Here is a 24054-nt window from a genome sequence, read left to right as displayed (position 1 = left end):
TCTATTTTTAAAAGCCATTGTATGTTACTGCATTGTCACATTTTTTTATAGCCCCATAGGTTTATATTCCCTCAAAACCATGTAAAATGGGCACCTTATTTTTATTTTCCTGATGGCAGATGGACAAATTATGATACCAAAACGACTAAAGTCACTCTTCTCTTGTGATCTTTCAATCGACCTCGGAACAGCGAACACACTCATCTATGCTCGCGGACAGGGCATCATTTTAAATGAGCCGTCCGTTGTGGCTATGGAAAAAGATAAAAAAACAGGCCGTGAAAGAGTCGCCGCTGTCGGTCATGAAGCCAAACGCATGCTCGGCAGAACGCCAGATGGCATTGATGCATATCGCCCTTTAAAAGATGGCGTGATTGCTGACATCGAGCGCACAGAAGACATGCTCGGCAGCTTCATCAATCGCGTATTGCATAAACGTGCCTTCATTAAACCCACGCCACGCATCATTGTTTGTGTACCATCAGGTGCGACCCATGTGGAAAAACGCGCCATCAAAGAAGCCACAGAAGCATCCGGCGCCATTGATGTTAAACTAATTCCTGAACCCATGGCTGCTGCCCTTGGCGCAGGCATTCCGGTTCACGAAGCCACCGGTTCAATGATTTTAGACATTGGCGGTGGTACCTCTGAGGTGGCAGTGATCTCCTTAACAGGGATTGTGTATGCCAACTCCATCCGCATTGGCGGTGACCATTTTGATGAAGCCATCATTCAATATGTACGCCGCAACTATGGCATGCTCATTGGCGAGCCAACCGCTGAGCGCATCAAGCAAGATGTGGGCACAGCCTATCCACTCAATGAAGTGTTAGAGACACAAGTGCGTGGCCGTAACTTAAGCGAAGGCATTCCGCGCACATTTACCCTCACGTCCAATGAAATTTTAGAAGCCTTGATGGAGCCATTACAAGGCATCGTCAGCGCGGTGCGTTTAGCCCTTGAGCAAACACCCCCAGAATTGGCGGCTGACATTTCTGAGCGTGGCATTGTCATCACCGGTGGCGGCGCGCTTTTACGCAACATCGATCTACTCATCTCTGAAGAGACAGGATTAGATGCCATCATCGCAGATGATCCATTAACCTGTGTGGTGCGTGGCGGTGGTAAAGCCCTAGAAATGCAAGGCATGTATGGTTTAAACGCATTTGCACTTGAATAAATTGAATGACACAATCAAGCGCGCAAAAAAAGCAACTGATTCCGAACCAGAGCATCATCACCATTAAAATGGTGATTGCTGTGCTCGCGTCAGTTGTTTTGTTGTATTTAGATGCGCGCACGCTGCACACGATGCCCATTAAATCATCGGTCAATGCGGTCATTTATCCCATTAAATTATTGGCAGAGTTGCCAAGTTCACTCGGTAAACAGATTAAAATCTGGGCCAGTGATAAAAAAGAGCTCATCGACACCATCGAGCAATTACAAAATCGCCAATATATTTTAGAGTTTGAAGTGCAACGCAATGCAAGTCTACTGGCTGAAAATCGTCGTTTACGCATGTTATTGCGCTCTTCAAATACGTTGCAATATCCCTCGATCATTGCAGAGATCATGAGCACAAACACCAACCCTTATCGCTTCATTGTTGAGCTCAATCGCGGCAGCAATGATGCCGTTGAAGTGCATCAACCCATCATTGATACCTCTGGCGTCATCGGGCAGATCATTGAGGTCAATCCTCGTTCAAGTAAAGCGATTTTAATCTCAGATCCTCAGCACATTTTTTCTGTGCAAGTCAATCGCAATGGCATCCGCGGTCTTGCCCAAGGCACCGGCAACAGTCAATCATTAAACATTTTAAACATCCCCATTGATGAAGACATTAAAGTGGGGGATTTATTGATCTCCTCAGGCTTAGATCAACGCTTCCCACAAGGTTATCCTGTGGCGATTGTCACAAGCATTGAGCATGATCCCACCAATCACTTTGCCAAAATCAGCGCAAAGCCCACCGCAGAACTCAATAAAACGCGTGAAGTCTTGGTGCTCAAATCCATCGAACCTGATTTATCCCCCTTGCCTGAGGCTGCGGCACAATGAAGTACTATATTTTATTGATTGTTTCCATTGTATTAGGGTTGTCGTTAGAGCTCATTTCGCTCTCAAATTACCTTGAGCCCTTTCGCCCACAATTTTTATTGATGATCACGCTCTTTTGGCTCCATTACACCAAAAAACAATTCAGCATCCTCTCTGCGTGGAGTGTGGGTTTACTCTTAGACATCACCCTCTTTTATCCGCTTGGGCTCAATGCACTCATTTTCGCCATCACCGCTTACATCACAAAGCGCCACAACAAATGGCTCAACAGAATTTCCATCGGTCAGCTATCCTTAGCTTTTATGGGCTTTTATGTGTTACAAGTGTTACTCTCATTGATCATCAATAACATGGTGGGCAACACCAATGAGTTTAACTTCTGGATGTTTGGTTCCATTGTCACCTCCGCCCTCATTTGGCCATTGATTCTGACGTTATTGAACGAAGCTTGTCATATACTGAAGATCCCTTCTCGATAAAAACGTATGGTATTTTTCTCTAAAGTCATTGCGCGAAAAAAACGAAGTAAAGCAAAATTACAGATCATTTTTCGCAATCGCGTCCTGTTCATGCTGATCATCATCATTGCATGCTTTACGCTGCTGCTGACGCAGCTCTTTCATTTGCAAATCAATTTGCACCATAAATATGCCACCATGTCGGATTCTAACCGAATCCAGCTCATTCCGATGCCGCCTACCCGTGGACAAATCTTTGATCGCAATGGTGTGGTGCTCGCCACAAATGTGCCCTCATTTAATCTGACCATCACGCGTCAAAACACCTCAAAACCAGTGGCAGAGATCATCGAAACACTGTCGCAATGGGTGGATATTTCCGAGCAAGAGCTCAATAAATATTATCGCACCGATCGCGTCACTGCCCGCCAAACACCTGTGCCCTTAAAAGAGCAGCTCACTGAAGCTGAGATCAATCGCTTATCGGTCAATCTCTATCAGCTCGATGGTGTGGACATCTCCTCCCAACTCACGCGCTTTTATCCTGAATATAATACGGCGGTTCATGCGCTCGGCTATGTTGGGCGGATCGATCAAAACGACATGAAGGACATCGAGGCAAAAAACATTCAAAACCAATATCTTACCCTCACTCACATTGGTAAAAAAGGAGCGGAAAAAAGCTTTGAAGATGTTTTGCGTGGCACCATGGGTTTTGAAGAAGTGGAAACCAATTCCAATGGCCGCATCATTCGCCGTTTAGAACAAACATTGCCAACGCCAGGGCGTGACATCTATCTGACCCTAGACATGCGTCTACAAAAAGTGGCAGAAGAGGTGCTCGGTGATCACACAGGCGCCATTGTGGCATTTGATCCCAAAACTGGCGAAGTGCTTGCGTTTGTCTCAAAACCCAATTACAACCCCAATCTTTTCGTCAATGGCATCAGCCATAAAGACTTTGATGATTTAAACAGCAACCCTGATAAACCTTTCTTAAATCGAGTCATGCAAGGGCGCTATCCGCCAGGCTCCACCATTAAGCCACAAATTGCCTTAGCCGGTTTAGAGGCAGGCATCATCACGGCAACCTCCCACATCAATTGCCAAGGATTTTTCCAAGTGCCCGGCAATAAACATAAATTCCGCGATTGGCGCCGTTGGGGGCATGGGAAAGTGAATTTATACCTATCCCTCGTGCAATCGTGCGATGTTTATTATTATGATCTTGCTTATAAAATGGGCATTACACCCATGACGGATTTTTTAAAGCAGTTCTATTTAGGCCAGCCCACTGGCATTGATTTATTAGGGGAAAGCCGCGGCGTGCTGCCAACGCCTGAATATAAACGATTGAACTTCAATCAACCTTGGTTTGATGGGGAAACCGTCACCGCGGGCATTGGGCAAAGTTATTGGCTGACTACGCCTTTACAAGTCAACCAAGCCACCACAATTGTCGCCCAGCGTGGCAATGCATTTGTGCCCCATATTTTGCATGCCATCCGCAATCCTAGCACCAATGAAATGGTGATCAATGAACCTGTGCCCATTGAACCCATACACGTCAGTCGCCCTGAATATTGGCAAAGCATCATCGATGGCATGGTGGGTGTTGTGCATGACAATAAAGGCACTGCGCGGCGCATCGCCACCGGTTTAAATTATAAGATTGCTGGTAAATCAGGGACTGCACAAGTCAAATCCATTGCCCAAAATGCTGTTTACAATAAAGATGCATTGGCGAAAAAACATCATGATCACGCATGGTTCACAGCCTTTGCACCAGCGAATGATCCTAGCATTGTGGTGACAGTTTTTTTAGAAAATGGCGGCTCGGGCTCAGGCGTTGCCGCGCCGCTTGCTAAAGAGGTGATCCATGCCTGGATGACGCACTTTAAAGCCCCCCTACAAACCCCTAAAACCAATGCAAAGGCAGGTGAATAATGCAACGCTTTGACGCACATCTCGCCCCTAGACCCAAAGGTTTATTGGCGCTTTTTCATTTAGACACCACGCTATTTTTACTGCTATTGACCGTCTGCGCCTGTGGCCTTGCGATTTTATACAGTGCCTCTGGCAGTAACTTTGACATTGTGCAAGCCCAAGCGTTACGCATGATCATCGGCATCATCGCCATGATGATCATCGCTTTCATTCCGCCCCATGTGATCAAAAGCCTGACGCCCTACTTTTTTGGCATCACCCTCATTGCGCTTGCCCTGATTTATGTGGTGGGCGTTGAGGTCAATGGCTCACACCGTTGGCTTGATTTAAAAGTGGTGCGTTTTCAACCCTCTGAATTTGCTAAATTAGCCGCCCCAATGATGGTGGCTTACTTCCTTAGCAATCGCAGTTTACCACCGAGTTTTATCAACATCATATTGGCACTCATCATCACCCTTATGCCCTTTGCATTGGTGTTGCGTCAGCCTGATTTAGGCACAGCGCTTTTGATTCTCTTTGCCTGCATCACGGTGATTTTTTTCAGTGGCTTATTGTGGCGTTACATCATCGCAACCCTTGTGATTGTGGGCAGTGCGCTGCCATTTGTGTGGGAATTTGGATTACAAACCTATCAAAAAAGCCGCATTTTAACGCTGCTCAATCCTGAATCTGATCCCCTTGGTAAAGGTTATCAAATCATTCAGTCTAAAATTGCCATTGGCTCAGGTGGCATGTATGGCAAAGGCTGGCTCAACAGCACACAAGCCTCCTTAAAATTCCTACCAGAATCCTCAACCGATTTTATCTACGCCATCACCGCTGAAGAATTTGGTTTTGTGGGCATCGCCTTTTTGTTATCCTTGTACTTTATGATCATTTTGCGTGCCTTTTACTTAGTCAATCGATCGACAACGCCCTTTAATAAACTGATTGGCGGATCAATTACGGCATGCTTCTTCTTTTACATCTTCGTCAATGCTGGCATGGTCAGCGGTTTATTACCAATTGTGGGCGTGCCATTGCCCTTCATCAGTTACGGGGGTACATCCATTGTGACCTTGTTCATCTCATTTGGTATAATCATGAGCATTTTCGCCCACCCCGAGCCTAAAAAAGAAAAGGAATACACAACGTGAAACGACTCAATCTATGGTTAGCCTGTTCAACGATCCTATTCATCAGTGCATGCTCAACCGCACCGACGCCAACGCGCACAGCGCATCCTGAGCAAGCGGTGCCCCGTGCACAAACCCATTTAGCAGAACGGGCAGATGTGGCAAATTTCATTGAAAAAACCCATCAATCCACCGGCATTGATCAAGCATGGCTCACACAAACCATGAACCGTGCATCGATTAAACCCACGATTGTTGAGGCGATGAATCGCCCTGCGGAAAAAATGAATTGGGGTCGCTATCGTCCCATTTTCATGACAGAACAGCGCATCAATCAAGGGGTGGCGTTTTACCATCAATATCAATCCGCCTTAGAACGTGCTGAACGCGAATATGGCGTCTCGGCTGCTGTGATTGCCGCCATCATTGGTGTAGAAACCGGTTATGGCACCAATAAAGGCAATTGGGCGGTGGTGGATGCACTCGCAACCTTGAGCTTTGAATATCCGCGTCGTGCTGAGTTTTTCTCTAAAGAGCTTGCCAATTTCCTTAAAATCGCTTACGGCATGAAACGTGATCCCTTCAGCTTTAAAGGCTCCTATGCTGGCGCAATGGGTTATCCGCAATTTATGCCCTCAAGCTATTTACAATATGCGGTTGATTTTGATGGCGATGGCGTGAAAGATTTATGGGACAATCCTGTGGATGCCATTGGCTCTGTGGCCAACTATTTATCTAAACATGGTTGGCAGCGCAATGGTCCATTGATTGCTAAAGTCGATGTCACCAATCCTCAGGCAGTGGCCAGCTATTTCCAACGTGGGCGCGTATTGCCACCGAAAACAAGCCTAGCGAAGCTTAAATCCTTAGGCGTTAAAACCAATCTGACCACCACCCTACCTGTGACTTTGATGGACTTTGAAGTCTCCCCAAATCATTATGAATATTGGTTGGGCTTTCATAACTTCTATGTGATCACCCGTTACAACCATTCAAATATGTATGCGTTGGCGGTTTCTCAATTGGCCAATGCCATCAACGAAAGAAAATAATGATGCGTAAACCTCTGTTACTTGTCGCCGCTTTAGTCCCGCTCATCATTGCAGGCTGTAGCAGTGCACCAAAAACCGAACAAAACAGCCATGGTGCCGTGCCGAAAAAAGAGCCCGTCAGTAAATATGGCAACCCGAAAAGCTATCAAGCCCTTGGGCAGACGTATCATGTCAAAGAAACCTCAAAAGGCTACAGCGAAACGGGCATTGCTTCTTGGTATGGGAAAGATTTCCATGCTAAGCGCACTTCAAGCGGCACGCCTTATAATATGCATGCTTATTCAGCGGCGCATCGCACATTGCCCATCCCCACTTATGTGCAAGTGACAAATCTTGAAAATGGTAAATCCGTCAATGTGCGCGTTGATGATCGCGGACCTTTTGCGAAAGGCCGCATCATTGATCTGTCCTATCAAGCCGCTAAAGATTTGGGCATGATCGGCAAAGGGACAGCGAAAGTGCGCGTGGTGGCATTAAAGCCTTACCAACACTTAAACTCTGAAAAAGCAGCCTATGGGCACACATACATTCCAGAGGCCACCGATGTGATCTCCGATTCCCATGGTGATTCTCTGGTCAATAATGATGCGCCGATCTTGCCAAAGCATGATGCTAATGGCAATTACACCATTCAGCTCAATGCCTACAGCAGCCCTTACAATGCGAGCAATTTTAAAGAGCAAATTCAGCAAGCCTATCAATTGCCCACCGAAGTTCATTACGACGGACAGTTTTACCGCGTGATTGTTCATCGTTATAATACCCAACAAGCAGCCGATGAAGCAGCATTGGCCCTCAAAAAAGAGGGTTTATCGGCAAAAACCTTCCACATTCAGTCATAAACATAGAGTCGATTCATGAAAAAAATTCTACTGGTTTGTCTTTCGATTTTTTCAACTGCGAGCTTTGCTCAGCAATTGCCCCCGATTCACGTCAATGTCCCCGTCAAAGCATGGGTGATCATGGATTATGACACTGGCGAAATCTTAGCCGATTACAATGGCAAAGAGCGCCTTGAGCCTGCAAGCGTCACCAAAGTGATGACAAGCTACCTCATCGCCGAAGCGTTAGACAAAGGCGTCATTGCGCCCGATGCTAAAGTGAGCATCTCGCCATATGCCCAATCTCAAGAAGGTTCACGCATGTTTGCAGAAGCAGGCACACAGATCACCGTGCATGATTTAGTGCTTGGCCTTGTGATTCAATCAGGCAATGATTCATCGATTGCTTTAGCAGAATATCTACGTGGCAGTGAGCCCAATTTTGCCGTTGAGATGAACAAAAAAGCCAAAGAACTTGGCATGAATGACACCAATTTCATGAATGCTTCAGGTTTACCGCATCCGAATCATTACAGCAGCGCCTATGATCTTGCTGTTTTGTCGCGCCATTTGATTCAAGATTTCCCAGAACATTATGAAATCTACTCACACAAATCCTTCACATGGAATGGCATCACACAAAAGAACCGCAACACTTTATTGTGGACAGATCCAAGTGTGGATGGTATCAAAACAGGCCACACCCGTTCAGCGGGCTATAACTTAGCCTCAAGCGCCATTCGTAATGGCTTTCGCGTGATTGTTGTGGTGCTTGGCACAAACAGCGAAAAAGAGCGCGCTCAGTTATCGACAGAGCTTTTGAACTATGCGTTTATGAACTTTGAGCACAAAAAATTATACGATGCTGACCAAGTGATTTTGCAATCCCCCATTCATGAAGGGGAAAGCAACAGCGTGAATTTAGTGTCGGATAAAAACATCTACATCACTTATCCGCGTGGTCAATATGACAATTTACGTGCGAGCGTTGAGGTGAAAAAACCCCTCATTGCGCCTGTCGAAAAAGGTCAAAAAATTGGCGAATTCATCGTTAAAAATGGCACACAAACCATTTTAAACACCCCACTTTATGCACAAGAAACCGTGGAACAAGCAAGCTTTATGAAGCGTTATTGGGATCAGTTTAAATACAAATTCCAAAACAAATTCCAAAAGCTAAAAGCACAAATCATGTGATCGAAATAACTCGAACTATTTGTAGTAAACTTGTAGCATTCTTGTATAATATTCAACTTTATTATTTAACTTTATTACACTGACACTCATCCTGGAGATTGAAATGATCGATAAGATTAAGGCCTTTTTGCAATCACACAATATTGTAGCATCGGAGATTATTTATAATCCGAGTTATGATGTGCTGTTTGAGGCAGAAATGGATCCATCATTAACTGGCTATGAAAAAGCAACCTTAACCAATCTAGGTGCGCTGGCAGTGGATACAGGTATTTTCACTGGTCGTTCCCCAAAAGATAAGTTCATCGTCAAAGATGCAACCACTGAAAACACTTTATGGTGGAATGGTACCGGTGGCGTTAAAAATGATAATGATCCCATTACGCAAGAAGTGTGGACAGAGTTAAAAGATGTGGTCACGCATCAATTGACAGGCAAAAAACTCTACATCATCGATGCATTTTGTGGTGCAAACAAAGACACGCGTTTAAGCGTACGCTTCATCACAGAAGTGGCATGGCAAGCACATTTTGTGAAAAACATGTTCATTCGCCCAACGGAAGAAGAGCTCAAAACATTTGAACCTAACTTCACCGTGATGAATGGCGCAAAATGTACTGATGAAAACTGGAAAGAACACGGTTTACACTCAGAAAACTTCGTAGCATTTAACTTAACTGAAAATGTTCAATTGATCGGTGGTACATGGTACGGCGGCGAGATGAAAAAAGGTCTCTTCTCTGTCATGAACTACTTATTGCCATTAAAAGGCATTGCCTCCATGCACTGCTCTGCAAACGTGGGTAAAGATGGCGATGTGGCCATCTTCTTTGGTTTATCTGGCACAGGTAAAACCACATTATCTACAGATCCAAACCGCGAATTGATCGGTGATGATGAACACGGCTGGGATGATGATGGCGTGTTTAACTTTGAGGGCGGCTGCTATGCAAAAACCATCAATTTATCTAAAGATCATGAACCTGAAATTTATGGCGCAATCCGCCGTGATGCATTGTTAGAAAACGTTGTGGTGTTAGAAGATGGCACTGTAGATTTCAACGATGGTTCTAAAACAGAAAACACGCGTGTGTCTTACCCGATTAACCACATTGAAAACATTGTGGAGCCGATCTCTAAAGCAGGTCCTGCACAAAAAGTGATCTTCTTAACGGCAGATGCATTTGGCGTGTTCCCTCCAGTGTCTAAATTAACCCCAGAGCAAACGCAATACTACTTCTTATCAGGCTTTACTTCAAAAGTTGCCGGTACAGAACGCGGCATTACTGAGCCAACACCCACATTCTCAGCATGTTTTGGCGCAGCATTTTTATTGCTTCACCCAACACAATACTCAGATGTATTGGTGAAGAAAATGCAAGAATCAGGTGCAGAAGCTTACTTAGTGAACACAGGTTGGAACGGCACAGGTAAACGCATCTCATTGAAAGATACGCGCACCATCATCAATTCCATCATCAGCGGTGAAATTGATCAGTTGCCATCTAAACACATTCCGATCTTCAATTTAGAAGTGCCAACTGAATTACCAAATGTTGATCCTAAATTGTTAGATCCACGTGATACTTATGCCAACGCTGCTGAATGGGAAGCAAAAGCAGATGATTTAGCGAGCCGCTTCATCAAAAACTTTGCCCAATACACAGACACAGATTTAGGCAAATCTTTAGTGGCTGCTGGCCCACAAAAAGATTAATGCATCTCTAATCTAATAAAAAACCCTCAGAATTGAGGGTTTTTTTATGCTCATCGATTGAGCTTTAAGATTTTAAATTGATGATTCTCATCAATCTTCGTCAATTGTAGCCCCGTGCCTTTAATGAGGTGCTCGACTTTTAAAAATCGATTCATCACAAGCCACGCTTGCCCTTTTCTAGTGAGCAAACGCTCAATGGTGGCTAAGAACTTCAATGTTAAGGCTTCAGAGGTGTCAAAACCTTGATGAAAAGGCGGATTACACACAATCATCTCAAAGCTGCGATCAGCTAAAGTCTGCCCGCAATCAGCTAAAATTACCTCACCTTGCACACCATTTTTAGCAAAGTTTAAGCGGCACATCTCAACTGCGGTGACGTTATTGTCCGTCGCCACATAATGGGTTGCCGGAAAGTGCTGCGCTAAACGCAGAGCAATCAAACCATTGCCGCAGCCTAAATCTAACACTGCATTTGGCAAAGTCGAAAGATTCTCTAACATCACATCGCACAGCCATGCACTGCCCGCATCGATCTTCTCTGCCCCATACACACCTGCTTTGCCCACAATTGTTAAACCTAAGTCATTGGTAACATTGAGGGTGTTTTGATAGCCACGATCTTCAATCGCCGCAGCATTCGCCGCAGTGACGCTAAATTCTGCAATGCGTAGCCCTTTGCCTAATAACTCTTGCTCGATGAGTTCACCGGTGGCTTTTTCAATCTTTTTAAAGGTGTTTTTAATCCCTTCATCGTTAAAGCCCACGCAAATTAAGCGCCCATTTCGCTTTAAGACACGCAATGATTCACGCACCATATGATTGAGCAATGCCTTAGATTTAGGCACGCGCAAATACACTGCATCAATGCTGTGATCGGCGTACGATGCACAATCATAATCCGATAAATTCACCGTGCAATGCTCAGCTAAGTAATCTGCAATGTCAATGCGGTTGGTGATGGCATCTGTCACATTGATCATCAATGGGCGATTTGCCACATCATAATTTTCATCCACAAACCAAAGACTTTGATCAAAGGTTTGATGGGCAGCGCGCTGATAAAGGGCGCTAAATGCATCTTGCATCATGCAAACTCCTCAATCTCTGCTTCTGTTAATGCTCGGAAATCCCCTTCAGCGAGATCGCCAAGGGTGATGGCACCAATTTGTAAACGGTGCAAATCAATCACTTCATTGTCCACAGCTTTGAGCATGCGTTTGACTTGATGGAATTTGCCTTCACAAATGGACAGCTCAATTTCATTGTCTGCTAAACGTACCACTGTCGCGGGCAATGTGGTTTCACCATTGCCAAGGGTGACGCCTTTTTCTAAGGCAGCAATGGCATCATCTGACAATGGCATTTGTGTCATCACGCGATAACGCTTAAAGCACGCTTGGCTTGGGTGCGCGACTCTGTGCGACCATTGACCATTATTCGTGATGAGCACTAAGCCCGTGGTGTCCACATCTAAGCGCCCTGCGCAATGCATCTCCACATGACTAAAATCTTCTAACAATTGATAAATGGGAATGCCGCCATCATGAATGTGGCTAGACACATAACCCTTCGGTTTATTGAGCATCCAATAGTAGAATTCTTGGTAAACAAGCGGCTCTTGGCCATAAAAAACTCGATCCACAGCAAGATCGAGTTGATGTTTTGCTTGTTTGACCATTTCCCCATTGACGCTCACTTGTTTGCTTTTAAGAATGCTTCTGGCCGTTTGGCGAGAAACCCCTAAAGTCTTTTGTAGGAATTGATCTAAACGCATAAATTATGGAACATACGCAATCAGTTCAACTTCGCACAATACATCTTTTGGCAAACGCGCCACTTCGAAGCATGAACGTGCAGGCAAGCTTTCACCTAAATAATGAGCATAGATTTCGTTAAATGCTGCGAAATCTTCCATATTGTCTAAATAACAGGTGGCTTTGATCACTGTATCAAAGCTTGCGCCGGCTTCTTCAAGCACGGCACGTAAATTTTCAAATACGCGCTGGGCTTGAGTTTTCACATCATTGCCCACAACAGCACCGCTGTCTGGATCTAATGGGATTTGACCCGATGTGAACAATAAATCTTTAAACACTTGTGCTTGTGAATAAGGGCCAACGGCTTTTGGCGCTTTTGGTGAATCAATCACTTTTTTCATCATAGTCTCCATATCATTAACTTAAACAAGACCGCATCATTAATCCGTGGTGACACGCAATAACTCATCGATGCTGGTCACCCCTTCTACTACTTTTTTGATGGCAGATTGACGAATGCTATCCACCCCTTCTAAACGAGCCTGTTCTGCAATATCAACGGCGCTCGCTTTGTCTAAAATCATGCGCTCCATGGTATCAGAAATGGGCATCACTTCATAAATACCGACGCGTCCTTTATAACCTTTGTTACACATCTCACAGCCCACAGGACCATAAATTTGTCCCGCAGCTTGCATCGCAGAAAAGCCTAAGCTTTCCAACACTTTTGACTCAATGCGCACCGGCTCCTTACAGTAAGAACATAAACGGCGGGCTAAGCGCTGCGCGATGATCAAATGCACAGTTGAGGCAATGTTGAAGGTTTCCACACCCATGTTGATCAAACGGGTGAGGGTTTCAGGCGCTGAGTTTGTATGCAAGGTTGATAACACCAAGTGACCCGTTTGCGCCGCTTTAATGGCAATGTCCGCCGTTTCTAAGTCACGAATCTCACCCACCATGATGATGTCCGGATCTTGACGAAGGAAGGATTTCAATGCCGCCGCAAAGTTCAGCCCCACTTTTGGATTCACTGGCACCTGATTGATGCCCTCTAAGTTGATCTCAACAGGATCTTCTGCAGTGGAAATATTGGTGGTCGGCTGATTGAGAATGCCTAAACAGGTGTAAAGCGTCACCGTCTTACCCGAACCTGTGGGCCCTGTGACCAAAATCATCCCTTGTGGTTTTTGAATGGCTTCTAGAATGTTTTTCTTTTGAATGTCACTGAAGCCCAAAATCTCGATGTTAAGGTTCGCAGCTGAGCTGTCTAAAATACGCATAACGATCTTCTCGCCCCAAAGGGTCGGACAGATGCTCACACGAAAGTCAATGATGCGACCTTTCAAATCCACTTTAATACGACCATCTTGTGGCACGCGCTTTTCGGTGATGTCTAATTGGGACATGACTTTAATACGCGCCGCAATTTGATCTCTAAAGCTATCTGGCGGTGTATATACCTCTTGCAATACGCCATCGATGCGAAAGCGTACGCGATAACTGTGTTCATACGGTTCAAAGTGCAAATCCGACACACCGCGCGTAATGGCATCGGCCAATACGCCGTTAATGAAGCGCACGATCGGTGAATTGTCTTTGTCACTCATCAAGTTATAAGTGACCGATGCATCCGGATCTGTGGCTTCTTCTTTCTTTTGCGTCTCCATTTGGGTGAAGATGCTTTGCAACTTCTCACGGTTCACGCCGCCATACGATTCAAAGTGTGCCACCAATTGCATCGGCGCCACTAAAATGGGCTCAATGATGGCGCGTGACTTAAAGCGCAATGTTTCAAGCATGCGGCTATCCGTCGGATCCGCCACCGCCACATAAAGCGTGCCATTTTTCATGCGAAGCGGAAATACAAGGTTTTTTTCCATCTCTTCTGTGGACAACAGCTCAGGCGGTTTTGTGCGTAGATCAAATGCTCTAAAGTCAAAACGCGGCAAGTTTGACAAACTCTGCGTCACTTCAAACAGCGCTTGCGGCGCAATGTTCAAGGTGATCAATGCTCGCATTAAGGAGCATTTATCGGCCTGCATGATGGTATCGGCTCGGTCTAAGTGCGCTTCGGTCACCAATCCTTTTTCCATCAATGCCTTCACAAGGCCATTGTGCATCAATCGCATCAATGAAGGACTCTTCGGTTGCGCTGCATCATTCGTATTATTTTGCGTTGGATTTATAGCCACACCAGATTCTCACTTTTAAAGGTCAATCGATTCATGGGTTTGATTATAGCGAATTATTGCCACCTTAGAAATAGAGATGCACTCTTTCTTCTAGGGGCGTTGGGTGTATAATGGTTTCCTTTTAGATATGGTAGATGAATGATTGAGCTGACTTTTCCAGACAACAATGAACGCCTCGCAAATCTCTGTGGCAATTTAAATGCCCATTTACATTTAGTGGAGAGACATTTTGCTGTGGAGATTGCCAATCGTGGCACTCAATTTAAAATCATTGGGGAAGAAAAAGCCGAAGCTGCGGCTAAATTGGTTTTAGAACACCTGTATGATGCCACCGCTGAAGAAATTTTAGATGAAGACGTGGTGCGTTTAACCCTTCATGGCGCGAACTTTGATGTTGCCTCTGCCATCAATACGGCACACACTCAGCGCAAAGAAGTGGTCTTAAAAAATAAGCGCGGCATGATCCGCGGGCGCAGCCTCAATCAACAACAATATCTCAATGAAATTTCAGAAAATGCCATCAACTTTGGCATTGGCCCTGCCGGTACCGGTAAAACATTTTTAGCGGTGGCTTCCGCCGTTGATGCCTTAGAACGCCAAACCATTCGCCGCATCATTTTAGTGCGCCCTGCCGTTGAAGCCGGTGAGCGTTTAGGCTTTTTACCGGGTGATTTGACACAAAAAGTCGATCCATATTTGCGCCCTTTATATGATGCATTGTATGAAATGCTGGGTTTTGAAACGGTGCTCAAACTCATCGAGCGCAACGTGATCGAAATCGCGCCCCTTGCTTTTATGCGTGGTCGCACTTTAAACGATGCCTTCATTATTTTAGATGAAGCGCAAAACACAACCGTTGAACAGATGAAAATGTTCCTCACCCGTTTAGGGTTTAACTCAACGGCGGTGATTACAGGCGACATCTCCCAAATTGACTTACCTAAGCATGTCAAATCAGGGCTTAAAAATGCCATGCATGTGCTTGAGGGCGTCGAAGGCATCTCCATGACGTTCTTTGACTCAAAAGATGTGGTGCGCCATCCGCTTGTGGCCAAAATCATCAATGCCTATCAAAAGGCTGAGGACAACAGTCATGAGTGATTTAGTGCTAGATGTACAAAATGCATCCACCCATCCAAGCATCCCAACGGATGATCAATTAGCAATTTGGGTCAATAATGCCCTGTCCTTCATCGCCATTGATGAGCCAACTGTAGAACTCACCATTCGTTTTGCAGATGATGAGGAGATTCAAGCCCTCAACCACACCTATCGCGCCAAAGATAAGCCCACCAATGTACTCTCTTTTCCTTCAACATGTAATCTGCCAGAGAGTGATGTCTATTTTCTTGGGGATTTAATCATCTGTTTGAGCGTGGTGGAAGCGGAAGCCATTGAGCAAGAAAAAACCTTCGACCATCACTTAGCCCACATGGTGACACATGGTGTCTTGCACCTTTTAGGCTATGATCACATCATCGATGAAGAGGCCGAAGAGATGGAAAGTTTGGAAATTGAGATTTTAGAGGCGTTATCCATCAAAAATCCTTACGAAATTTGAGTATAATGTCACCTCCTAGGAGGTAGACATGTCATTTAACCCATTAACCATTACATTTTTCTTATACATATTTGCGATGATCGCCATTGGCTTCATCGCTTATCGCGCCACGCAAAATTTATCCGATTATATTTTAGGGGGTCGCAGCCTTGGCAGTGTGGTCACTGCATTATCTGCCGGCGCCTCTGACATGAGCGGTTGGCTCTTAATGGGCTTACCCGGCGCGATTTATTTAGCAGGCTTATCAGAATCATGGATCGCCATCGGCTTAACCCTCGGTGCGTATTTAAACTGGCTATTTGTGGCAGGACGCCTTCGCGTCTTTACTGAATTCAATAACAATGCCTTAACATTGCCAGACTATTTCCATAGCCGCTTTGAAGATGACAAACGCTTATTGAAAATTTTTGCTGCCCTCATCATCCTATTCTTCTTTTTGATCTACTGTGCCTCTGGCATTGTGGCAGGCGCACGCTTATTCCAAAGCACCTTTAACATGAATTATGATACGGCTCTTTGGGTGGGCGCTTTGGCAACCATTTTATATGTATTCATTGGGGGCTTTTTAGCCGTCAGTTGGACAGACACCATTCAAGCGACTTTGATGATCTTTGCATTGCTTTTACTGCCCACCATGGTGATCCTCTCCTTGTCTGACCTTCCGCAAACGATGGAGATCGTATTAAAAGAAAATCCTAACTTCATGAACATCTTCCACAACATGACCACCATCGGCATCATCTCCCTTTTAGCATGGGGATTAGGTTATTTTGGTCAGCCACACATTTTGGTGCGCTTTATGGCGGCTGAATCTGTGAACACCATTCCAAAAGCCCGCCGCATCTCCATCACCTGGATGGCCTTGTGTCTATTTGGCGCCATCTGCATTGGCTTTTTTGGCCGTGCATACTTTACACAAAATGCAGCCATTGCTGGCATCGTCAATGGTGATTCTGAAAAAGTCTTTATGGAATTGGCCAAATACCTACTCAATCCTTGGGTGGCAGGCATTGTGTTATCAGGTGTATTGGCAGCAGTGATGAGTACGTTGAGCTGTCAGCTCCTTGTATCATCAAGCGCCTTAACTGAAGATTTATACAAAGGATTCTTTAGACGCAATGCCTCAGATAGAGAACTTGTGTGGGTCGGTCGCTTTATGGTGTTCATGATTGCAGCGATCGCCATCTTCATTGCCAAAGATCCGAACAGTAAAGTCTTATCCTTAGTCTCCTACGCTTGGGCAGGCTTTGGGGCAGCATTTGGTCCTGTGGTGATTTTATCCCTCTTATGGAAAGGCATGACGCGTAATGGTGCTTTAGCGGGCATGATCGTGGGTGCATTGTCGGTGATTGTGTATAAAAACATCGTCCCGATTTATATTTCCCTCACTTATGGCGGCTTAACAGATGATCAATACCAAAACATCAGCCAAGGCCTATTTGACAGCGTGCCGATTTTATCATTGTATGAAATCATCCCAGGCTTCATTTTAGCCACGATCGCCATTGTGGTGTTCAGCAAACTCGGTCAACCTGCATCAAACACCATGCAGCAGCGCTTTGATGATGCCACAAAAGCTTACTTACAATAATCCTTGATTTGCCCCTTCATTGGGGCAATTTTTTAATGGAGATTTTTTATGAAGAGTGTTGGCATCATTGTTGTGTTTTACAATCTCTCTGACTATGTCACATCTTGCTTAACGGCAATCGCTGAGCAAAGCCATGCAGATTTTACCTGCTACTGCATTGATGATTGCTCCACCGATGACACCTTTGCAAAACTCACGGCCTTTAGCGAAAAAGATCCACGCTTTGTGGCCATACAAAATGAGCGCAATTATGGCTCACCGTGCCATTCGCGCAATGTGGGTCTAGAAAAAATACAACCGTGCGATTACTTCATGATTCTCGATGGCGATGATTTGCTGCATCCTGAGGCTTTAAAAGTGAGCTTAGCCGTCATTGAATCCTCTGATACCCTCGATTGCGTGGCGTTTGATAAGGTCTTATTCAGTGATGAGAATCACATTCAGCCTGTTGCGATTCCTTCGCCCTTACCTATTACGGTTTATCATGATGGTTTTGTGCGCTTTTTAGATAAAGATGCCCATTCGCCGCAAGCAAATGTTTGGAATAAACTCTACCGAACTGAGCGCTATCGTCATGAGCGCTTTTGTGAAGAGATCTTCTATGAAGATGATGTATTCTACACGCTACAAATCCTCGCAAACACGCGTGATTATGCGTTCATTGACTTGCCACTCTATTTTTATCGCAGGCACCCGAGCAGTGTGACGTCAAGTTTAAAACATCAACGTTATCTCAATGATGCCACCCGCCGCCTACAATATACGTATGATTACTTTTTTAAAGCGCCGCGCATTTCTCAAGCAATGGCAGCGCGCCTCAAACAACAGATGGCAGAGGATGCGTATCGGATGCTTGTGAGCAAAATCATCCGTAAAACTAAAGAACCTGAACTCAAAGCCATGCTTTTCCCCATTGCTCAAGCAAACTTTACCCGCTTAATCACAGAACAAATGATCGATTTACAGGATTTACCCTTCATCAAACGCATCGTTGCCAAGCTCTTTTTAAACAACCACATCAAGACCGCTTGGCTCCTTGCAAAGATTTTTGGCTGATCAATAAAAAAACCGTTGAATCATCAACGGTTTTTTTTATTCAATTCACTTTATTAACGTTGCTGTAAACGCAAAGCATCAATGCGCTCTTCTAATGGTGGATGCGTACTGAATAAGTTCGCAACTTTACCAGAGATGCCAAATGCTGCCATATTGCCCGGCAAATCTTCGTTCGCATGACCGCGCTGTAAGGCTTGCAATGCGCCAATCATTTTATCGCGCCCTGCTAAACGTGCACCGCCTTCATCAGCTTTAAATTCACGCTTACGGCTGAACCACGCCACAATGATGCTTGCTAAGAAGCCAAAAATGATCTGCAATACAAACGAGACAATGAAGAATGTGCCACTGTTTTCAACTGGTGCCTCATCATCGTTATTCCCTTGCAAGGCTGATGTGATGATGTTCGCCACAATGCGTGATAAGAAGATCACAAAGGTATTCACCACGCCTTGGATTAAAGTTAAGGTCACCATGTCACCATTGGCAACGTGGGCAACTTCATGACCGAGCACTGCTTCGATTTCATCTCGATTCATTGTGTGCAATAAACCTGTGCTGACGGCCACAAGGGCTGCATTTTTATTCGCGCCCGTTGCAAAGGCATTCGGGTCAGCTGACTCAAAAATACCCACATCCGGCAAACCAATGCCTGCTTCTTTTGCTTGGCGATGCACTGTATCCACAAGCCATGCTTCCATTTGGTTAGAAGGCTCGGTAATAATGTGCACACCCATGCCATGGATGGCCATTTTTTTTGACATTAATAAAGAGATGATGGAGCCGGTAAAGCCCACCACCGCTGCGGCAAGCAACATTGGCAATAAACCTTGGCCACCGTTTAACGCACCGCTCAAACCGGTGACGGATAAAATCACTGTGATGACTGCAATCACCGCAACGTTCGTCACTGTCCATAATAAAATACGTTTAAACATAAAACTCCCTCTTAAAAACTCAATGGATTCATGAATGCTATCAGTTTAGTCTATTTTCAAGTGCTGCGTCAGCCTTACGGCGTAAAAATCTTTCGCGTAAGCCCAAGATCAAAGGCACCCAAATCAATACTGCCCAAAAACTGCCATAAAATGCCACATGGGTATTGATCGGCATCATGGCAATGAATGCCACCGCCAACCATACTGAAAAATAGGGGGCAGACAACAACAGCCACAATACACTGAACACCACAATGAGGTAACAAATAAAGCCCACAGTACCTGTTTCTGACAATACTTCTAAACCATGAAAATGTGGGAAGAAAGCTTCATCATGCGCACCTTTTAACTCTTGGGGCTGCTCTGTAAAGGTTTGATGAAAGCTGCCTGTGCCTGCGCCAATCACAGGATATTCTTGATAATGTTTCCAAGCAAATTCCCACAACACTAAGCGTGCAGAAGATAGTTTATCAAACCATTCATAACTGCCAAATTCCACAGTGGCCGCACCATTTGGATTCACCAAGCGATTTTTCACCATCGGAATTTGTGTGATGCTCCCTGCAACGACGATACACAATCCTAATGCCACAATGACGCGCTTCCAAGAGATCTTTCGATGGATCAACAACCACAATAATAACAAGCCACCGCTGACCAATAAAGAGACCCAACCTGCGCGTGCACCGGCCACAAAAATGGCAATCAAAGCACAAGCCGTAATGACTAACCATGCAAAGCGTCCGCGATTTTTAGCCGCAAAGCTCTGATAGGTTTGATAGAAAATGATGGGCGTCAATGTGCCGAGCACATAGCCTAAATGGTAAAACTGAAAGAGCCCCATAATGCGCACGCGATCACGACTCACGCCCGTTAAATGATAACCGGTGAGCCATTCAATCACAGCATCCACAGAGATCAAGGCAATGAAGCCCAACACTGCCCAGCGAATTTTCTCCACTGAACTTTGTGTTAAGACAATCGCCAACCCACCAATGAAGAAAAATCGGCTGATATTGAGCACAGTGCGCCAACTATCTTTCGGGGTTAAACTACCAATGGCAGAAATCACCACCGGCACAAAGAGCAGTAAAAACAGCCATAAAAATTGGGATGATTTTAAATAGCTGATCACTTCACAGCGATGGCGAATCAATACATAAATGCCCCATACGGCCGTGGCAATCACAACGCCATTAAAAATCCCCATCTTGGCAATGTATAGCCAAAACATGGCGGAGAAGAAAAAAATGGCCACCTTTTGTGGTAAGCCGCACGATTTCTCTGATGTCATTCAAAAAGCCCCATTGCTAATAATTGTTGTGCCACACGCCCCGATTCGTTTAAGCGCGTGCTCATTAAATGTGGTAATTGCTGTAAATTTTCCGCCATTTTACCGGTTAAACCTGCCACTGCAATCACTTTTGTGTCACAACCTGCACTTAAAGCCTCAAACACCATGGAGACAGAATCTGCCGTTACCCATGCATGTTGACTTTCAAGCAACGCTTTAGGCAGCCAATCACTTGGTAAATTTGCCACATCATGGTACTCAATCGCGGCTTTTAACGCATCTGGCATCTTGTTTAAAAAGTCCGCAGGTGTACGCCTTGATGTGGATAAAATCATCCGCCCATCCGTTGTTTTCACCCAATCGCTGAGCTGCTGATAAATGTCTTCATTACGCCATGCGCAATGTTCACTCGGGCCGCCAATTAAAATCACCGTTTGTGGGATTTTCTCGACTGTTTGAAGGGAAAGCACATTCATCGCGCCTTCTGTCACCAATACATTTGAACCGGTCACATGATCATGGCGCGGCACAATGCAATGATCAAACCATGATTTTGGCAATGAGGGTTTCATGATGACAATGCTTTTAGCATGATAACGCAAGCGATAATAGAGCAATGCAAAATGTGTGCGATGCCCTGCCCCAATGACGATGGCATTTTTATCAATGGATGATGCACATTTTCCGCCGCTCAATAGACATTGCCATAAGGAAAACGCAGGCAACCATGTAATGTTTGCAGGCACGAGCATTTGCAATGCTGTGGCTAAACCTTCCGTTTGGCGCTGATGCCCCATTTTGCCATCTGTGATGCAATAAATTTGTTTGACCATGTTTTTTCGCCCCATAAACAAAAACCCTAGAACAAGCTAGGGTTTTTGCTGAGATGATTCGAAAATTATTTCGCTTTGATTGTAAGTTTCTCTTTAATACGAGCTGCCTTACCTTCAAGATTACGAAGATAGTAAATCTTCGCTTTACGAACATCACCGCGACGTTTAACGCTTAATGATGCGATCAATGGGCTGTATGTTTGGAACGTACGTTCTACACCAACACCATGAGAAATTTTACGAACTGTGAAAGCAGAACCCATACCGCGATTACGCTTAGCGATCACTACGCCTTCGAATGCTTGAACACGTTCACGGTTTCCTTCTTTAACTTTTACATTAACGATAACCGTATCCCCTGTTGAAAACTCAGGAAGTTCACGGTTCATCATCTCTTGCTCTAATTGCTGTACGATATTCATAATTGATAAACCTATTACTCAAAACCAACTATTTGGTAACCATAAAAAGGAAAGCATTGTATACCATTTAAAATTAAATTGCATATTTTTTACATCATACGCAATAAAATTTAAACAAATAGATCAATCGCTCCCTCACCTTCGCGGATAATTTCTGGCACACCAGATGTTAAATCAATCACTGTCGTGGGCAAGTGACTACAGTCACCGGCATCAATGATTGCATCGACGCGTTTTTCTAACAAATCCTCGATCTGATAAATTTCCCGTAAATCTTCCGCCGAATAGTTAGGCAATGTCACTGTTGTGCTCAACAAAGGCTCGCCTAACGCTTCTAACAAATCCTGAGTGATCTTATGCTTTGGCACGCGTAAACCAATGGTTTTACGTTTGGGCGTCAATAGTTTTTTCGGAATGTCTTTCGACCCCTTTAAAATGAATGTATACGCCCCCGGTAACACCGCGCGCAACAAACGATATTGACTGTTATCCACCATGGCATACGTGGCCAATTCTGATAAATCACGACACACCAAAGAGAAAAAATGGTCATCATCCACCTCACGAATTTGGCGAATGCGTTCCATACCACTTTGATTTCCAAGCATACAACAAAAGCTGTAACTAGAATCGGTCGGATAAATCACAATTCCACCCGCACGCAAAATCTCCACCGCTTGATTGATCAAACGCGCTTGGGGATTGTCAGGATGAATGTGCAAAATCATAATAACCTCAAAATTATTGTGTCTATTTTTGATACGACTGATAATTCAGCGCCAACCATTGTAACGCAATAATGGTGGAAGCGGTTTGAATTTCTCCATTATTGAGACGATTCATGGCTTCGATGCGGCTGATGACAAAAGCTTCGATGTCCTCTTTCTCCTCACAAAGCCCATAATAACCGCCTGCTGCGGATAAATCACACACCGCCGCAAAAAGATACATATACTCATTGCTGCCACCCACAGATGGGAAAAATTCACCAATGTGACGCAAATGTGTCAGCGATAAGCCGGCTTCTTCATACGCTTCACGCACTGCAACATCTTTCACATCTTCGCCTGCTTTATCAATGAGCCCGGCAATCAATTCAACCACCCACGGATGCTCAGTGTGCCCGATCGCTGCGATGCGAAGCTGACGAATCAATAACACTTGATCCGTCACAGGATCATACGGCAACACCGCAACGGCATCTTTACGCACAAAGATCTCGCGGCGCACATCCTCAATCATCTCGCCTTTAAAGGTTGGATGATCAAAAATGAGCTCATCCACTTTATAAAAGCCATCAAACAAACGTTGGTGAGATTTAACGTGAATCTTAGCTCGATCTGGCGCTGACATTTTATACTCCGTATTGTGCGCGGTATGCTTTCATGTTTGCCAATGTTTCGGCATGCTCACCGCTTTGTTCTAAATATTGGATCAAATCGCTCATGGTGATCAATGCGCTCACATGTAAGCCAAAAGTTTCACGCATCTCTTGGACGGCAGACAATTCTGTTTTACCGCGCTCTTCACGATCAAGCATCAACACAACCGCCGTTGGCTTTGCCCCTGCTTTTTCGATCAATTCAATCGATTCACGGATGGCAGTGCCTGCCGTCATCACATCATCAATCAACAACACATTGCCTGTTAATGCAGAACCCACAATCATGCCGCCTTCGCCATGATCTTTCGCCTCTTTGCGGTTAAAGCTCCAAGGATAATTTTGACCAAATTTGTTATACAATGCAGACACGGCAGATGAGACCAATGGAATGCCTTTGTATGCAGGGCCAAACATCATGTCAAATGATAAACCCGCTTCGTTGATCATCGTGGCATAGAATTCACCAAGCTTTGCCAATGCTTCACCTGTATTGAATGCGCCTGCATTGAAAAAATACGGGCTGACGCGGCCTGATTTTAAAGTGAACTCGCCGAACTTTAACGCATTGTATTGAATCGCTAATTCGATGAATGCTTTTTGATGATCCTTCATAATAAATCCTAACTCAACTGATACACGAAAAAAAAGCCAT

General features: G+C 44.8%; 24 protein-coding genes. 13 read left to right on the top strand and 11 right to left on the bottom strand.

What is annotated here, in order from left to right; all coding sequences use genetic code 11:
* Window positions 1–133 precede the first annotated feature (133 nt).
* The 9 genes from B9T10_RS09145 to pckA all read left to right on the top strand — a co-directional run bounded on the left by B9T10_RS09145 (window position 134) and on the right by pckA (window position 10371).
* Window positions 134–1180: a rod shape-determining protein gene (locus B9T10_RS09145; RefSeq protein WP_026165755.1), complete on the top strand. Its 1047-nt coding sequence runs from the start codon at window positions 134–136 to the stop codon at window positions 1178–1180.
* 5 nt (window positions 1181–1185) lie between these two features.
* Window positions 1186–2064 (top strand): rod shape-determining protein MreC, encoded by an 879-nt coding sequence (gene mreC / locus B9T10_RS09140; RefSeq protein WP_008315344.1) that lies wholly within the window; start codon window positions 1186–1188, stop codon window positions 2062–2064.
* The gene (mreD, locus tag B9T10_RS09135; RefSeq protein ID WP_008315345.1) at window positions 2061–2543 is read left to right on the top strand and encodes a rod shape-determining protein MreD; all 483 of its coding nucleotides are present in this window, start codon (window positions 2061–2063) and stop codon (window positions 2541–2543) included. Before mreC ends, mreD begins: the two co-directional genes overlap by 4 nt.
* A gap of 90 nt (window positions 2544–2633) precedes the next feature.
* Window positions 2634–4469 carry a penicillin-binding protein 2 gene (gene mrdA, locus B9T10_RS09130; protein ID WP_246782188.1) on the top strand — a complete coding sequence of 612 codons (1836 nt, stop codon included), beginning with the start codon at window positions 2634–2636 and terminating at the stop codon, window positions 4467–4469.
* Entirely contained in the window at window positions 4469–5605 is a 1137-nt protein-coding gene (rodA, locus tag B9T10_RS09125) for a rod shape-determining protein RodA (RefSeq protein ID WP_008315348.1), read from the top strand. The genes mrdA and rodA overlap by 1 nt, the downstream gene beginning before the upstream one ends.
* Window positions 5602–6636 carry a lytic murein transglycosylase B gene (gene mltB, locus B9T10_RS09120; RefSeq protein ID WP_063503269.1) on the top strand — a complete coding sequence of 345 codons (1035 nt, stop codon included), beginning with the start codon at window positions 5602–5604 and terminating at the stop codon, window positions 6634–6636. Before rodA ends, mltB begins: the two co-directional genes overlap by 4 nt.
* The gene (locus B9T10_RS09115) at window positions 6636–7478 is read left to right on the top strand and encodes a septal ring lytic transglycosylase RlpA family protein (RefSeq protein WP_094538313.1); all 843 of its coding nucleotides are present in this window, start codon (window positions 6636–6638) and stop codon (window positions 7476–7478) included. Before mltB ends, B9T10_RS09115 begins: the two co-directional genes overlap by 1 nt.
* Before the next feature lie 15 nt (window positions 7479–7493).
* Window positions 7494–8654, top strand: coding sequence for a D-alanyl-D-alanine carboxypeptidase family protein (locus B9T10_RS09110; RefSeq protein ID WP_008315352.1), 1161 nt, complete (start codon window positions 7494–7496; stop codon window positions 8652–8654).
* A gap of 103 nt (window positions 8655–8757) precedes the next feature.
* Window positions 8758–10371, top strand: a complete 1614-nt coding sequence (gene pckA / locus B9T10_RS09105) for a phosphoenolpyruvate carboxykinase (ATP) (protein ID WP_008315353.1) — start codon at window positions 8758–8760, stop codon at window positions 10369–10371.
* Between the two features lie 50 nt (window positions 10372–10421).
* On the opposite strand, the gene B9T10_RS09100 is transcribed toward pckA, so the two are convergent.
* From B9T10_RS09100 to pilB, 4 genes are read right to left on the bottom strand one after another with little or no spacing between them, the layout of a single operon-like run.
* Window positions 10422–11459, bottom strand: coding sequence for a methyltransferase (locus tag B9T10_RS09100; protein WP_094538312.1), 1038 nt, complete (start codon window positions 11457–11459; stop codon window positions 10422–10424).
* On the bottom strand, window positions 11456–12145 hold the full coding sequence (locus B9T10_RS09095) for a pseudouridine synthase (RefSeq protein WP_094538311.1): 690 nt from the start codon (window positions 12143–12145) through the stop codon (window positions 11456–11458). The genes B9T10_RS09100 and B9T10_RS09095 overlap by 4 nt, the downstream gene beginning before the upstream one ends.
* Window positions 12146–12148: 3 nt before the next feature.
* On the bottom strand, window positions 12149–12532 hold the full coding sequence (locus tag B9T10_RS09090; protein ID WP_026165756.1) for a RidA family protein: 384 nt from the start codon (window positions 12530–12532) through the stop codon (window positions 12149–12151).
* Between the two features lie 36 nt (window positions 12533–12568).
* A complete protein-coding gene (pilB, locus tag B9T10_RS09085) occupies window positions 12569–14260 on the bottom strand; it encodes a type IV-A pilus assembly ATPase PilB (protein ID WP_094538310.1) in 1692 nt (563 codons plus the stop codon).
* Window positions 14261–14461: 201 nt separating this feature from the next.
* Here pilB and B9T10_RS09080 point away from each other — a divergent pair, with 201 nt between their 5' ends.
* From B9T10_RS09080 to B9T10_RS09065, 4 genes are read left to right on the top strand one after another with little or no spacing between them, the layout of a single operon-like run.
* Window positions 14462–15424 (top strand): PhoH family protein, encoded by a 963-nt coding sequence (locus B9T10_RS09080; protein ID WP_008315359.1) that lies wholly within the window; start codon window positions 14462–14464, stop codon window positions 15422–15424.
* Window positions 15417–15884 (top strand): rRNA maturation RNase YbeY, encoded by a 468-nt coding sequence (gene ybeY / locus B9T10_RS09075; protein WP_008315364.1) that lies wholly within the window; start codon window positions 15417–15419, stop codon window positions 15882–15884. Before B9T10_RS09080 ends, ybeY begins: the two co-directional genes overlap by 8 nt.
* Before the next feature lie 28 nt (window positions 15885–15912).
* Window positions 15913–17475: a sodium/proline symporter PutP gene (gene putP, locus B9T10_RS09070; protein WP_094538309.1), complete on the top strand. Its 1563-nt coding sequence runs from the start codon at window positions 15913–15915 to the stop codon at window positions 17473–17475.
* Window positions 17476–17523: 48 nt separating this feature from the next.
* A complete protein-coding gene (locus B9T10_RS09065; RefSeq protein ID WP_094538308.1) occupies window positions 17524–18531 on the top strand; it encodes a glycosyltransferase family 2 protein in 1008 nt (335 codons plus the stop codon).
* A gap of 53 nt (window positions 18532–18584) precedes the next feature.
* On the opposite strand, the gene htpX is transcribed toward B9T10_RS09065, so the two are convergent.
* The 7 genes from htpX to pyrE all read right to left on the bottom strand — a co-directional run bounded on the left by htpX (window position 18585) and on the right by pyrE (window position 24014).
* Window positions 18585–19469 carry a protease HtpX gene (htpX, locus tag B9T10_RS09060; protein WP_008315367.1) on the bottom strand — a complete coding sequence of 295 codons (885 nt, stop codon included), beginning with the start codon at window positions 19467–19469 and terminating at the stop codon, window positions 18585–18587.
* A 40-nt stretch (window positions 19470–19509) separates the two neighbouring features.
* Window positions 19510–20763, bottom strand: coding sequence for an O-antigen ligase family protein (locus B9T10_RS09055; RefSeq protein ID WP_094538307.1), 1254 nt, complete (start codon window positions 20761–20763; stop codon window positions 19510–19512).
* The gene (locus B9T10_RS09050; protein ID WP_246782187.1) at window positions 20760–21596 is read right to left on the bottom strand and encodes a mitochondrial fission ELM1 family protein; all 837 of its coding nucleotides are present in this window, start codon (window positions 21594–21596) and stop codon (window positions 20760–20762) included. The genes B9T10_RS09055 and B9T10_RS09050 overlap by 4 nt, the downstream gene beginning before the upstream one ends.
* A gap of 65 nt (window positions 21597–21661) precedes the next feature.
* Window positions 21662–22018, bottom strand: a complete 357-nt coding sequence (rplS, locus tag B9T10_RS09045) for a 50S ribosomal protein L19 (protein WP_008315375.1) — start codon at window positions 22016–22018, stop codon at window positions 21662–21664.
* 110 nt (window positions 22019–22128) lie between these two features.
* Entirely contained in the window at window positions 22129–22746 is a 618-nt protein-coding gene (locus tag B9T10_RS09040) for an L-threonylcarbamoyladenylate synthase (RefSeq protein WP_008315376.1), read from the bottom strand.
* 22 nt (window positions 22747–22768) lie between these two features.
* Window positions 22769–23371, bottom strand: a complete 603-nt coding sequence (locus B9T10_RS09035; protein ID WP_094538305.1) for an NUDIX domain-containing protein — start codon at window positions 23369–23371, stop codon at window positions 22769–22771.
* 1 nt (window position 23372) lies between these two features.
* Window positions 23373–24014 (bottom strand): orotate phosphoribosyltransferase, encoded by a 642-nt coding sequence (pyrE, locus tag B9T10_RS09030; RefSeq protein ID WP_063503259.1) that lies wholly within the window; start codon window positions 24012–24014, stop codon window positions 23373–23375.
* Window positions 24015–24054: the final 40 nt, after the last annotated feature.

Origin of the sequence: Wohlfahrtiimonas chitiniclastica (assembly GCF_002252325.1) — a bacterium.
GTDB classification, from domain to species: domain Bacteria; phylum Pseudomonadota; class Gammaproteobacteria; order Cardiobacteriales; family Wohlfahrtiimonadaceae; genus Wohlfahrtiimonas; species Wohlfahrtiimonas chitiniclastica.
This window is presented reverse-complemented; position numbering and strand designations above follow the sequence as displayed.